A 12,881-nucleotide genomic window follows, 5' to 3' on the forward strand; every position below is an offset into this window, starting at 1 on the left:
GGCGTGGAGCTGGCGATGGCCGGCGCGCGCGATGCCGAGGTCATGGCCCAGATCGAGCACGCCACCGACAAGGAGGCCAAAATCTATCGCCGGCAGGCAGAGCGCCGCAGCCTCACAGGCAATGGACGAGCGAAGATCGACAACGTCATCGACCTGCGCGCGAAGCGCCGATCCCAGAACCAAGGGGGAGTTTGTGTTTGTAAGCGGCCCTGTAACCGGGCTGCAAACGGGGCTCTCGAAAGAGAGCTAAGTAATGGCGCGCCCGAAAGGATTCGAACCTCTGACCCTCAGATTCGTAGTCTGATGCTCTATCCAGCTGAGCTACGGGCGCGTATCAGTGCGTCAAGACGCTTGCGCGTCTGGCCTGATGCGGCGGATGTAGCCGCTCGCTTTCGTCTTGGCAACCCAGAAAATGACGGTGCCTTGCAAAGGGGCTCGGCTGTGGACAGCGCTGGGCGTCACCCGGCTGGACAAGCGGGCCGAAGACGCCGAGGCGGCGTCCTACAATGCCGCGGCGAGCCGAGCCCGGTGACCGGAAAGCAGATCGCCGGATCGGGTTCGATGCCGCCGAACAGTCAGCCGACAGGCGAGCCGATGGCGAGTTTCGGGCGCGGTTCGCGCTTGGGCCGGGCAGGGGGGCGGCCCTTCGGGAGCTTCTCCGCGATCCCGTACAGCCGCTCGCGGCGCTCGAGTTCGCCCCAGATCTCGTTCGGCTCGATGCCCATGGCCGCCCAGAGGGCGACGAGATTGTAGATCAGGTCGGCGCTTTCCAGGATCGTCTCGCGACGCTGGCCCTGAAGCGCGGCGATGCCGGTCTCGACCGCCTCCTCCGCCACCTTCTTCGCCATCTTGGCCATGCCGCCGGCGAAGAGCTTGGCCGTGCGCGAGCGGCTGGGGTCGCCTCCGCGGGTCCGCCCGATGGCAGCGTGAAGTCTCTGGACCGAATCACTCATCATCCGACCCTCAAGCGGCCAAATGTGAGTTTGATGACAGTGGCAGGGGAGGGCTTGTGGCGAAGGTATTGCGGGTATATACCCCTGAAATGTCTTCCCGCTGCTATTGCACCGTCCTGAGAACCGTGACCCGCCGGGTGGCCGGGGTCTATGATCGCGCGCTCGCGCCGCTCGGCATCAATATCGCCCAGTACAGCCTGATGCGGAACATCGAGCGGAACGCCCCGCTGACATTGACGCAGCTCGCCCGCCTGACCGAGCTCGACCGTTCGACCATCGGGCGCAATGTCCGCGTGCTGCAGCGCATGGGGCTGGTGGAGCTCGGCCGTGGCGATGACCAGCGCGAGGCCATGGTCGAGCTGAGCGAACGCGGCCAAGCGCTCCTGAACGAGGCCGGGCCGCTCTGGGACGGCATTCAGAGCCAGATGGAGCAGGAGCTCGGCCCCACCACCTTGGCGCTGCTGGAAGCCGTCGCGGCGAACTGACGAAGCCTTTGTTTCGGACATAATGCGGGCATATGCCCTTAATGGAGATCACGATGGATCAGATCGTTCATCCGCCGTCCGGCCTCGCCGGGGCGCTGGGGCGCCGAGGCATTCACTATGGCTGGGTGGTCGCCGCCGTGACCTTCCTGACCATGCTGGTCACGGCCGGCGCGGTCGGCGCGCCGGGCGTTCTGATCGGTCCGCTGGAGCGGGAATTCGGCTGGGCGACGGCGGATATCTCCTCGGCTCTGGCGGTGCGGCTTGTGCTGTTTGGCCTGATGGGCCCCTTCGCGGCGGCCTTCATGAACCGGTTCGGGGTCCGGCGGGTCGCGAGCACCGCGCTCGTGCTGATCGCCAGCGGCATTCTCGGCTCCTTCGCGATGACCAAGATCTGGCATCTCGTGCTGCTCTGGGGCGTCGTCGTCGGGCTGGGCACGGGGCTGACCGCGATGGTGCTGGGCGCGACCGTGGCGACGCGCTGGTTCCAGCACAGGCGGGGGCTGGTGATCGGCCTGCTGACGGCGAGCACCGCGACCGGGCAGCTCGTCTTCCTGCCGCTGCTGGCCGGGCTGGCGGACAGTGTCGGCTGGCGCGGCGCGCTCGTCTTCGTGCTCGGGATGCTGCTGTTCGCGGCCTTGATGGTGCTGCTGCTGATGCGGGACCGGCCGTCCGATCTCGGCCTCGCGCCTTATGGTGGCGACCGGATCGTGCCGGCGCCGGCGCAGCCCGCCGGTTTCGGGGCGATGCTGATGTCGCCGCTGCTGGCGCTGCGCGAGGCGGCCGGGACGGGCGCCTTCTGGCTGCTCTTCGGCACCTTCTTCGTCTGCGGGGCGAGTACCAACGGCCTCGTCCAGACGCATTTCGTCTCGCTTTGCGGCGATTTCGGCATGGCGGCGGTGACGGCGGCGAGCGTGCTGGCGATGATCGGCGTCTTCGACTTCATCGGCACGGTCGGCTCGGGCTGGCTGTCCGACCGCTATGACAGCCGCTGGCTGCTGTTCTGGTATTATGGCCTGCGCGGGCTGTCGCTGCTCTACCTGCCCTTCACCGATTTCTCGTTCTACGGCTTGTCGCTCTTTGCCGTGTTCTACGGGCTCGACTGGGTCGCGACCGTGCCGCCGACGGTGAAGATCACCGCCGACCGCTTCGGCGAGCGGGCCAATCTGGTCTTCGGCTGGATCTTCGCTGGCCACCAGCTCGGCGCCGCCTTCGCGGCCTATGGGGCGGGCTTCAGCCGCACGGCCTATGACAGCTACCTGCCGGCCTTCTTCATCGCCGGGGCGCTGTGCCTGATCGCCGCCGGCATGGCGGTCTGCCTCAAGGGCGGCAGCCTGCCGCTGCGGGGCCGGCAGGCCGCCGCAGCCTAGGATCGCGGGTGACCGAGCCTTGCGTCGCAGGCTCGGTCCTTCGCTCAGCGGGTTGCACGGCGCGTGGCGCGCGCGACGGACGGCCCGGTGACGGCTCCGGCTGCACCGCCGACGACAGCGCCGACCGGCCCGGCCACGACGGCGCCCGTGCCGGCGCCGACAGCGGCGCCGCCGATGCGCTGCTCCACGGTGTTGCCGCAGGCGGCGAGCATGAGGGCGGCGGTGAGGGCGGAAGCGAGAAGGGGCAGGCGCATGGGCCGGGTCTCCGGTGAAGGCGAGGATGGGAACGCTGTCTTGTCGCCAAGGTTCCCGAGGATGGAAAGCGGATTTCCTGGCGGAGCGGTGGCGATCGCACTTGCGATCCACGGAAAAATCCGTATACAGCCGACATCGCAACAGTCGCACCGTTGTCATGGGCGATGAGGGCCGCGAGGCTCGCTTCGCAGACTGTGAGTTTTTTGACCGGCGCGCTCGCGAGGGCGGGCCGATGGAGTTGGTACAATGAAGATCCGCAATTCGCTGAAGTCGCTGCGTGCGCGCCATCGCGACAACCAGCTGGTGCGCCGCAAGGGCCGCGTCTACATCATCAACAAGGTCCAGAAGCGCTTCAAGGCGCGTCAGGGCTGAGCTTCCACGCGGCCTGCAAGGCCGCGCGGCGGAGCCAGGACTTTGCGAAGCGGGACGCCGATGGCGTGCCGCTTTTTTGCGTTGCCTCGCGCAGGCGCCGTCCCGCCTCGCCGGTGCGTGATTTGACGTCCCGGACAGGGCGACTAAATTCTCCCTCATGAGCGCATCTCGCATCGGCACCGCCCTTCTGGCGCTGGCCCTGACATCGGCAGGCGCCATGGCGCAGGCCGTTCCGCCGCAGCGGCCGGGCTCGGTCCCGCCCTCCGACAAGATGGAAAACCCGGCCGCGCCGGAGGCTCCCGCGCCGCGCACGCCGGCGGCGACGCTCGACCGGCTGTTCCAGCGCCTGCATGACGCGAAAACGCCGGAAGAGGCGCAGGGCGTCGCCAACCTGATCCAACGGCGCTGGGCGCGCTCGGGCTCCGACACGGCGGACCTGCTGATGACGCGGGCGCAGGAGGCGCTCAAGGCCAAGCAGACGGATCTGGCGATCGAATTGCTCGACCGGGTCATCAGCCTGCAGCCGGACTGGGCCGAGGCCTGGAACCAGCGCGCCAACGCGCTCTACATCGCCGGCGACCCGATCCGCTCGCTGTTCGACATCGGCGAGACGCTGAAGCGCGAGCCGCGCCATTACGGCGCGATGATGGGGCTCGGCCTCATCCTGCGCCAGCAGGGCGACGACAAGGCGGCCATGGTCGCCTTCCGCCGGGCGCTGGATGTCTATCCGGAATTCGAGACGGTGAAGAAGGCCGTCGAGTCGCTGAAATTCGAGGTCGACGGGCGCGATACCTGAGCGCCCGGAAACCTCCCGTCATGCTCGGGCTTGACCCGAGCATCTCTCGCCGAAGCGGATTTCAGCGCTTTGTCGTCCCGAGATTCTCGGGTCTGCGCTTCGCTTCGCCCGAGAATGACGCTGAGCGATGGTCGGCTCACGCCTTCGCGACATGCTCCTGCGCGACGAAGGCGATGCGGACCATGTTGGTCGCGCCCGGCGTGCCGAAGGGAACGCCGGCGACGACGATCACCCGGTCGCCGATCTTGGCGTAATGCTCGCGCACTGCGAATTTGCAGGCGCGGAAGGCCATGTCGTCCGCGTCGCTGGCGTCCTTGGTGACGATGGCGTGGACGCCCCAGACCAAGGTGAGGCGTCGCGCCGTGGCGCGGTTCGGCGTCAGGGCGATCACGGTCGAATTGGGGCGTTCGCGCGCAATGCGGAAGGCGGTGGAGCCGGACGAGGTCCAGGCGCAGATCGCCTTGAGGTTCAGCGTCTCGGCGATCTCGTGGGAAGCCTTGGCGATGGCGTCGGCGCCGGTGGCCTCCGGCTCGTTGCGCTGCGAATCGAGGATCGAGCGGTAGACCGCGTCGTTTTCGACCTCCTCGGCGATGCGGTTCATCATCGTCACCGCCTCGACGGGATACTGGCCGGCAGCGCTCTCGGCCGAGAGCATCACCGCGTCGGCGCCCTCGAAGACCGCGGTCGCGACGTCGGAGACCTCGGCGCGGGTCGGCACCGGGCTCGTGATCATGCTTTCGAGCATCTGGGTCGCGACCACGACCGGCTTGCCCTTGAGCCGGGCCATGCGGGTCAGCCGCTTCTGCGTGCCCGGCACCTTCTCCAGCGGCATCTCGACGCCGAGATCGCCACGCGCGACCATGATCGCGTCGGAGGCGTCGATGATCTCCTCCATCCGCGCGACGGCCTGCGGCTTCTCGATCTTGGCGAGCGCCAGTGCCCGGCCGCGCACGATCTTGCGCAGCTCCGCCATGTCCTCCGGCCGCTGCACGAAGGAGAGCGCGATCCAGTCGACACCGACCTCAGCGGCGACCTCGGCATCGGAGCGGTCCTTCTCCGTCAGCGCCGAAACCGGAATGACCGTGTCGGGCAGGCTGACGCCCTTGCGCGAGGAGAGCCGGCCGCCGATCAGCACCTTCGTCACGGCCTGCTCGGGCGTCGCCTGCTCGACGATGAGGCGCAGCTTGCCGTCGTCGAGAATGAGATGGTGCCCCGGCTCGAGCGCGCTCAGGATTTCCGGATGGGGCAGGTAGACGCGGTTCACGTCGCCCGGAGCGGGGTCGGAATCGAGGATGAAGCGCGCGCCCTTCTCGAGCATGGCGCCGCCATCGCCGCCGAAGGAGCCGACGCGCAGCTTCGGCCCCTGCAGATCGGCGAGAATGCCGACCGGCCGGCGGAACTTCGCCTCCAGCCCGCGCAGCATCGCGACCTTGTCATGGAGCGTCTCGCGCTGGGTGTGGCTCATATTGATGCGGAAGACGTCGACGCCGGCCTCGAACAGCTTGGCGCACATCTCCTCGGTCGCGGAGGCGGGGCCCAGCGTGGCAATGATCTTGATCCGGCGTTCGCGCTTCATCGTCTTCCCCCGCGGCCGGCTCCAAGCCCGCCGCCATCTCTGTCGTTTCGTGCGGCCTGGTCCCGTTCGGCCCGGCCTCAGGGCCGGGGCGGGGCCCCGCCGGTGGTGTCGGTGAGCTGGATGGTCCAGCTCTTCTGCTCGCCCGTATCGACCTCGAAGAAACCGGCGCGATCATAGCCGCGCGCCAGGCAGTCCTCGATGCCGCGAATCGTGAATTCCTTGTTGCGCACGCACATGACGGATTTGCCCGTCCATTCGCCGCCCTTGTCGTAATCGACGGCGTGCACATAGTAATAACGCGCGGCCAGCGTGCCACGCAGTAGCGTCTCGCAGCCGCGCGGGCTGATGTTCCACCAGCCCTCGGTCGTCCAGCCCTGCGCGTCGCGATAGCCGATGGCGACGCCGATGCGGCTCGTGGTGGTGTTGCACATGCGCAGATCGGCCTTGGCCGGCAGCGCGCCCAGGAGCAGGAAGGCGGCGCCGACGGCCCATGCAAAGGCGGCCGTTCGAGGATGTCCGGGCATTCTCACGGTTCGATCAGGATCACGCGGCAGTCATTGACGTTCGTCAGGGTCGGTCCCGGCTGCAGCAAATCGCCGAGCGCTTCGAAGAAGCCGGTCGAATCGTTGTCGGCGAGGGATCGGGCAGGATCAAGGCCGATCGCGGCCGCGCGCGTCAATGTCTGGGGATCGATGACGGCGCCGGCCGGGTCGGTCGCCTCGCCGCCGCCGCCATCGGTGCCATCCGTATCGCCGGCGAGCGCGACGATGCCCGCCTCTCCGCCAAGCGCGATGGCGAGCGCCAGCGCATATTCCTGGCTCGGGCCGCCGCGGCCGGAGCCACGCAGGGTCACGGTCAATTCGCCGCCGGAGAGGATCGCGGCGCGCCGGCCCTCGGCCTTCAGGCGCCTGGCCATGTCGGCATGGGCGGCGGCGACCTCGCGGGCCTCGCCCTCCAGATCCGCGCCGAGATCGATCACCTCATAGCCGGCCGCCTCGGCGGCGGCGCGGGCAGCGGCGAGCGCATCGGCTGGGCGGGCGATGATGCGGAACGCGCTGTTGGCGAAGGCGGGGTGGCCGGGCTTCGGCGTCTCATTGGCGTCGTCGTCGATGAGGGCGCGGGCGGCCGGCGGCAGATCGAGCCCGTAGCGGGCGACGATGGCGCGGGCGTCCGCCATCGTGCTCGGATCGGGCACGGTCGGGCCCGAGGCGATGGCGGCGGGATCGTCGCCGGGGACGTCGGAGATGGCGAGGGTCAGGAGCCGGGCCGGCGCGGCAGCGAGCGCGAGCCGGCCGCCCTTGATGCGCGAGAGCCGCTTGCGGACGATGTTCATCTCGCCGATCGGCGCGCCGGAGCGCAGCAGCGCCTTGGTCACGGCCCGCTTCTCGGCGAGCGTCAGCTGGCCGGCGGGCGCGACCCAATTGGCCGAGCCGCCGCCGGAAAGCAGGACGAGCACAAGGTCGTCGGCTGTCGCGGAGGCTGCGAGTTCGAGCGCGCGGCCGGCGCTGGCGACGCTGCCTTCGTCCGGCACCGGATGGCCGGCGGCCACCATCGGGATCAGCCGGGTCGGCGCGGTATAGCCGTGGCGGGCGACGGCGTGGCCGGTGAGACGCTCGGGCGGCAGGCCGCCCTCGAGGTAATGCGCCTCCGCCAGCGCCGTCATGCTGCCGGCGGCCTTGCCGGCGGCGAGCAGGATCAGGCGGCCCCGTTCCGGGGCGGGCGGCAGATGCTGCGGCAGGCAGCCCGAAGGATGCGCGCGCGCCACGGCGGCATCGTAGATCGTCCGCGCGGTCAGGCGCAGTACACTGATGTCGATCGATGATGGCCGCACGCCGCGCCTCGCCCCCGCGCCGCCCGTCGAGGGCGGTTGTTTATGGCCGAGTCTTAGGCCGGGGGCGCGCGCGCGTCATCTGCCTTTTGATGATGTAATCATACTTTTGAAGCGGCCGCGGCATCGGATCTGTTGAAGGACGCGCCGCTGCGAAGCGTTGCGGCTTGACGCCCGGACCCGTTCCGGGCGAACGCTGCCGGCCGAATTTTACGATCCCGGAAGGATATGACATGGACGATCCGGTTCAGGGCGATCAGCTCAAGAGCATCGTCGAGCGCATCGAGCGGCTCGAGGAAGAGAAGAAGACGATCGCCGACGACATCAAGGAGGTCTATGCCGAGGCCAAGGGCAACGGCTACGACGTCAAGGTGCTGCGCAAGGTCGTCGCGCTGCGCAAGCGCGACCTCGAGGAGCGCAAGGAGGAGGAGGCGATCCTCGACCTTTATCTCCAGGCGGTCGGCGAGACGGTCTGAGCCTCGACAGAGAATACTGAAACGCCGCTCGAGAGATCCCGAGCGGCGTTTGCTTTTCAAGCGGTTCGTTCAGGCGACGAAACGCAGCCCGGTCCGTCCGGCGCTGCCCGGTCGCGAGCCTCGTTCAACGGTGGGTGCGGAACCGCAGCTCGTCGTCGATGAAGGTCTTCTCCGCAAAGCCGGCCTCATTGGAGCCGAAGGGCATCTGGGCCTTGAGCTCCCAGGAGGCCGGGATGTTCCATGTCTTGGCCACGTCGGCATCGACGAGCGGATGATAGTGCTGAAGGCTCGCGCCGATACCGGCGTCGGCAAGCGCCGTCCACACCGCCAACTGCGCCATGCCGGTCGAATGTTCGGACCAGATCGGGAAGTTGTGCGCGTAGAGCGGGAAATTGGCCTGGAGAGCCTTGACCGGCTCCTGATCCTCGTAGAACAGCACCGTCCCGGCGCCGCTGGCGAAGCTGTCAAGCTTCTTGCTCGTCGCCTGGAAATCAGCCGCCGGCACGACCGCACGAAGCGCCTCGCTGGCGATGTTCCAGAACTTGTCGCTTTCCTTGCCGAAAAGGACGACGGCGCGCGAGCTCTGCGAGTTGAAGCTGGAGGGGGACAGGCGGATCGCGTCCCTGATCAGGGCATCGACCTGCGTTTCGGAGATCGGCAGGTTCTTGCCGAGGGCATATTGCGTACGGCGCTTCTTAAGCTTGTCGAGCATGGCTTCCTCGTAGGTGAACGCGGATCACGCTGGCAGGCCGATGAGCCGGAATGGCTTTTCTCGGAACGCACCCTGGGGCGCCCTTCTGCGAAAGCGGGACCTGATGTTCGGTGGTGGAGAGGTAGCGGTTCACTTGCTGCACCGGAACACCCATAATAGGCACCAGACTGTTGCATCCGGAGGAACGCCCCATGGCGGAGCTCGACGATATCCGCAGCTTCATCGCCGTCGCCGAGACGGGCGGCTTCGGGCGCGCGGCCCAGATTCTCGGCCTGTCGAAATCCATCGTCAGCCGCCGCGTCAGCAAGCTGGAGGAGGAGCTCGGCACGCGCCTGCTCAGCCGCACGACGCGGGGAGTGAGCCCGACCGAGGCCGGCAACGAGTTCAAGGCCCGCAGCGAGCGCATCCTGGCGGAGCTGGAGGAGGCGCGCGAGGCGGTGGCGCAGCAGGCGGGCGGCGTCGCCGGCCGGTTGCGGCTCGCCATGCCGCTGACCTTCGGCAACCGCCATGTCGCGCCATTGCTGCGGGAGCTTGCGCTGAAATATCCCCGGCTCGAGATCGACGTGCATGCCAGCGATCAATATGTCGACCTGATCGGCGAGCGGTTCGATGCGGCGATCCGGGTCGGGACGCTGAAGGATTCGAGCCTGATCGCCCGGCGCATCGCGCCGGTTCACACTTCTGTTCTCGGCAGCCCCTCCTATTTCGCCCGCAAGGGCCGTCCCGCGACGCCGCACGATCTCGCCGAGCATGATTGCCTGCTCTACACAGGGACCGCCGAGCAGGAATGGACGTTCCGGATGGGCAAGCGCTGGGTTTCCGTCCGGCCGCCGGGCCGGTTGCGCTCGGATAGCGGCGAGACCTTGCTGGAATGGGCCGTGGCCGGGCTCGGCCTCGTCGTGCTGCCGAACTTCATCGCGTCGGACGCGATCCACTCGGGCGCGCTCAAGCACGCGCTGCTGGATTATCCGATGCCGACGCGCGGCCTCTATGTCGTGCGCCCGCCCGGCGCCTTCGTGCCGGGGAAGGTGCGCGTGCTGATCGACCTGCTCGTCGAGCGCTTCGGCGGCACGCCCTATTGGGACCCCTGCCAGATGGCGATGCAGGAGCGAGGCGTCTCCCGGGAGGCCCCGTGGGAAAGCGGCGAAGCGGTCGCCAGGGTTGTCGCCGCGCCGGAGCATCAGCCGGCGTGATCCGCGGCATCACGCGATTTCGCGTGGCTTTCGGTGCGGCTTCCGGCAGGCTCGCCTCGTTCCATGGGAGATCGCCTGATGCTGCTGGTCGGTATGCTCGACAGTCCTTATGTGCGCCGCGCCGCCATTATCGGCACGCTGCTCGACGTCGCCTTCGAGCATCGCTCGGTGTCGGTGTTCCGGCACATGGATGCGTTCCGCGCGATCAACCCGCTGATCAAGGCGCCGAGCCTGGTCACCGAGGGCGGCGTGGTCATCAGCGAATCGCTGCTGATCATCCAGCATTTCGAGGATGTCGCCGGCCGCTCGCTCAGGCCGGTCGAGCCCGTCTCGCGCGAGCGCGACCTGTCGCTGACCGGGATCGGCATCGTCGCGGCCGACAAGGCCGTCGCGATCGAATATGAGCGCAAGCGGCCGGAGGCGCAGCGCTACGCGCCCTGGCAGGAGCGCATCGTCACGCAGCTCCACACCGCGCTCGACCTGCTCGACGCGGCCGCGCGCGACGGCGCCCTGACGGCGGGACCGGAGCTTCTGCCCAGCGACATCACCGCCGCCATCGCCTGGGGCTTCTGCTGCTTCGTGATCCCGGACTTCGCGCCGGAGGAGCGCTGGCCCCATCTCGCGAAGCAGGCCGCCGCCTGCGAGGCGCTGGACGTCTTCAAGGCCTGGCCGATCGACAGGGAGTGAGGGCGCGGCGTCACTCTCGGGCGACCGCAGGGCGACCCGAGAGTCTCGGACCGAAGGAGGCTCCGGGACAAGCGCGTCCGGAGATGCTCGGGTCAAGCCCGAGCATGACGGCGAAACGGCGCTCAGTTCTGTACGAAATTCGTCGGCAGCGGGCGCACGGCCGGGCCGGTGAAGGCGCCGGGCTTGGCGTCGATCGGGTCGCCATGGCTGAAGCCGAGCGCCGCAGCGGGGCTTGGACCGGCGATCGGGGCGGCGGAGGGCGCCGCCGCGCGTGCACGCGCCGTCGCCACCGCGACCGGCTTGCCGGTGTTGCGGGCCGGCCGGACGACCGTGGCGAACAGCGAATCGAGACCCGAGCGGTCCATGCCGACCGGCTCTTCGGGATCGGCGGCGACCGGTACCGAGCGCTCCGTCGCAGTCACGTAGCTGACGCCGCCTTCGCGCGGGCGGACCGGCGGCAGGCTCGCGGTGACGAGCCTGCCCTCGATGGCGGGAGAGGCAGTGTTTCCGCCATCGGCCGGGCGCAGGGCGGCGAGCGCCGCATCGGCGAGGCCGGTCGGCCGGATCGGCGGCAAAGGCGCATTGGCCGGCGTCCCGGCGACGACGAGGCTCTCCGGGGCGGTCATCGCGTCCGGGCGGCGCGGCGGCAGCGAGGCGAGGACGAGCTTCTGCTCGGCGCCCGGGCCGGTCTGGGCGAAGGCGAGCGGGCCGGCGGCGCCGGGAAGCGATGCGACCTGCACCGCCGGCTCGTCAGGCGGCGCGCTCAACCCGCGCGGTCGGGCGAGCGGCAAGGGCGCGTCGATCAGTTGCGGACGATTCTGGGGGGCGGGCTGCGGCGGCGGGGCCGCGGCGGCGATCGCCGCAGGAGCAGGCTCAGGCTGTGCCTGGGCCGCCTGCACCGGGGCCTGCTGCGGCGCGATGCGCTGCGAGCGTTCGCGCGTGAGCGCCTGCGCGGCCGGATTGGGCGCGGCGGCGACGGCGAAGCGGCCGCCATCGGCGGCATTGCTGTCGACATAGCCGGTATTGGCATAGGCCATGACGGCCGGCTGCTGGCGGGTGCCGCGGCGGCCACGCGCCGCCGGCCGGGCATCGGCCTCCTCGTCGTCACCACCGAAGAGCGAGGCCCACAGGCTCTTGCCGCCGGAGGACTGGACGGCGCCCTCATCGGCATCGGCCACCGCATAGCCGCCGACCGAGCCGCCGCCCGACAGGATCTCGGCCCTGGCAAGCTCGTAGCCGGCGAGGGGCTGGCCGTCGGCCGGGATATGCACGGTCTTCTGGTCCGGGAAGAGCCGCACGAGCTGGTCGCGCGTCATGCGCGGCCAGGAGCGCACCGAGCCGACATCGAGATGGACGAAGGGGGTGTGGGCGTTCGGGTAGAAGCCGACGCCGCCGCGCTGCAGCCGCATGCCGATCTCGCGGATGCGGGCCGTCGGCACGTCGGGCAGATAGAAGTCCATCGCCTTGCCGAGCATGTGCTGGCTGTGCTTGGCGACGGCGCGCGAGCGGCGGCGCAGCATGGCGTTGGTGTTGGGCGAGCGATAGGCGGAGACGACGTGGAAGGGCTGCTCGGAACCGAGCTGGCGCTGAACCTCCCAGACGACGTCGAACAGGCGCGGGTCCATCCGGATCGGCTCGTCGCTGCGCCAGTCGCGCAGGGCCCAGTTCAGCTTCTCGAGCGCGGAGGAAACGTAGCGACCATCCTGCTTGAAGGTGACGGTCGTCTCCTCCTTGGTATGCATGTGCAGGATGGTGATGGTGCGCGTGTCACCGTTGGCGACGGCGTTCTGCGTGCCGCGAATGCCGAGCAGGGATGCGGCGACTGCGAGGCAGACCATCGCGACGCGGCGGCGCGCTGGCTTCGAGCCGAAGCGCAACCAACCTGGAATCGTGGCGTCTGTCCTGCCCAATCTGTCTGACCCGTCTCGGTGCCCCCGCCGAAGCGGTATGGTGAACGTGAACGAACAGTTGCGGAGAAGCGTTAACGACCCGTTAGCAAGCCGCCCAGCGCCGCGCCAGGAATTTCTGGGAACGTTTGGCTAAAGACGGATCGTGGCGAAAAGGTGCCCAACCGGCGGCCGGGCCCCAATTCGGCCGGATTCTCCACAAACGGGAGTCGGTTCGATGATCTGCGCCCTCGTCCCGAGCGGCCGCGGCGCGGCTGCTCGGGACGAGGCCGAG

At 69.0% G+C, this 12,881-nt stretch carries 14 protein-coding genes and 1 tRNA gene; 7 read left to right on the forward strand and 8 right to left on the reverse strand.

Translation table 11 applies throughout. The annotated features are described in order from the left end of the window. Positions 1-254: 254 nt before the first annotated feature. Positions 255-331: transfer RNA gene (locus GY40_RS13355), tRNA-Arg, on the reverse strand. Between the two features lie 244 nt (positions 332-575). Then, positions 576-953 carry a phosphoribosyl-ATP diphosphatase gene (gene hisE / locus GY40_RS13360; RefSeq protein WP_038364092.1) on the reverse strand — a complete coding sequence of 126 codons (378 nt, stop codon included), beginning with the start codon at positions 951-953 and terminating at the stop codon, positions 576-578. Positions 954-1,042: 89 nt separating this feature from the next. On the opposite strand from hisE, the gene GY40_RS13365 reads away from it, so the two are divergent. Together GY40_RS13365 and GY40_RS13370 are read left to right on the forward strand one after the other, a co-directional pair. Continuing rightward, positions 1,043-1,438 (forward strand): MarR family winged helix-turn-helix transcriptional regulator, encoded by a 396-nt coding sequence (locus tag GY40_RS13365; RefSeq protein WP_038363010.1) that lies wholly within the window; start codon positions 1,043-1,045, stop codon positions 1,436-1,438. Positions 1,439-1,491: 53 nt separating this feature from the next. Further along, the gene (locus tag GY40_RS13370; protein ID WP_038364094.1) at positions 1,492-2,805 is read left to right on the forward strand and encodes an MFS transporter; all 1,314 of its coding nucleotides are present in this window, start codon (positions 1,492-1,494) and stop codon (positions 2,803-2,805) included. Positions 2,806-2,849: 44 nt separating this feature from the next. On the opposite strand, the gene GY40_RS13375 is transcribed toward GY40_RS13370, so the two are convergent. Next, positions 2,850-3,059 carry a hypothetical protein gene (locus GY40_RS13375; RefSeq protein ID WP_038363012.1) on the reverse strand — a complete coding sequence of 70 codons (210 nt, stop codon included), beginning with the start codon at positions 3,057-3,059 and terminating at the stop codon, positions 2,850-2,852. A 247-nt stretch (positions 3,060-3,306) separates the two neighbouring features. On the opposite strand from GY40_RS13375, the gene ykgO reads away from it, so the two are divergent. Both ykgO and GY40_RS28485 read left to right on the forward strand, forming a co-directional pair. Continuing rightward, positions 3,307-3,432: a type B 50S ribosomal protein L36 gene (gene ykgO, locus GY40_RS13380; RefSeq protein ID WP_038363015.1), complete on the forward strand. Its 126-nt coding sequence runs from the start codon at positions 3,307-3,309 to the stop codon at positions 3,430-3,432. 157 nt (positions 3,433-3,589) lie between these two features. Then, positions 3,590-4,228, forward strand: coding sequence for a tetratricopeptide repeat protein (locus GY40_RS28485; protein ID WP_038363016.1), 639 nt, complete (start codon positions 3,590-3,592; stop codon positions 4,226-4,228). Between the two features lie 136 nt (positions 4,229-4,364). Here GY40_RS28485 and pyk read toward each other — a convergent pair whose 3' ends face one another. From pyk to GY40_RS13400, 3 genes are all read right to left on the reverse strand, one after another. After that, on the reverse strand, positions 4,365-5,804 hold the full coding sequence (gene pyk / locus GY40_RS13390) for a pyruvate kinase (RefSeq protein WP_038363019.1): 1,440 nt from the start codon (positions 5,802-5,804) through the stop codon (positions 4,365-4,367). A gap of 77 nt (positions 5,805-5,881) precedes the next feature. Then, a complete protein-coding gene (locus GY40_RS13395; protein WP_038363021.1) occupies positions 5,882-6,328 on the reverse strand; it encodes a DUF1036 domain-containing protein in 447 nt (148 codons plus the stop codon). Positions 6,329-6,330: 2 nt separating this feature from the next. After that, entirely contained in the window at positions 6,331-7,635 is a 1,305-nt protein-coding gene (locus tag GY40_RS13400; protein WP_081925365.1) for a glycerate kinase type-2 family protein, read from the reverse strand. A gap of 230 nt (positions 7,636-7,865) precedes the next feature. Between GY40_RS13400 and GY40_RS13405 the strand changes: the two genes are divergently transcribed. Beyond that, entirely contained in the window at positions 7,866-8,108 is a 243-nt protein-coding gene (locus GY40_RS13405) for a DUF2312 domain-containing protein (RefSeq protein WP_038363023.1), read from the forward strand. Positions 8,109-8,232: 124 nt separating this feature from the next. On the opposite strand, the gene GY40_RS13410 is transcribed toward GY40_RS13405, so the two are convergent. Further along, on the reverse strand, positions 8,233-8,820 hold the full coding sequence (locus tag GY40_RS13410; RefSeq protein WP_038363026.1) for a nitroreductase family protein: 588 nt from the start codon (positions 8,818-8,820) through the stop codon (positions 8,233-8,235). Between the two features lie 191 nt (positions 8,821-9,011). Here GY40_RS13410 and GY40_RS13415 point away from each other — a divergent pair, with 191 nt between their 5' ends. Both GY40_RS13415 and GY40_RS13420 read left to right on the forward strand, forming a co-directional pair. Continuing rightward, on the forward strand, positions 9,012-10,013 hold the full coding sequence (locus GY40_RS13415; RefSeq protein WP_051987966.1) for a LysR family transcriptional regulator: 1,002 nt from the start codon (positions 9,012-9,014) through the stop codon (positions 10,011-10,013). 78 nt (positions 10,014-10,091) lie between these two features. Further along, entirely contained in the window at positions 10,092-10,700 is a 609-nt protein-coding gene (locus GY40_RS13420; protein ID WP_038363029.1) for a glutathione S-transferase family protein, read from the forward strand. A gap of 122 nt (positions 10,701-10,822) precedes the next feature. On the opposite strand, the gene GY40_RS13425 is transcribed toward GY40_RS13420, so the two are convergent. Beyond that, positions 10,823-12,577, reverse strand: coding sequence for a peptidoglycan L,D-endopeptidase MepK (locus GY40_RS13425; protein ID WP_051987968.1), 1,755 nt, complete (start codon positions 12,575-12,577; stop codon positions 10,823-10,825). Positions 12,578-12,881: the final 304 nt, after the last annotated feature.

The sequence above is a fragment of the Allobosea sp. UNC402CLCol genome (assembly GCF_000745475.1).
Lineage (GTDB): Bacteria > Pseudomonadota > Alphaproteobacteria > Rhizobiales > Beijerinckiaceae > Allobosea > Allobosea spartocytisi.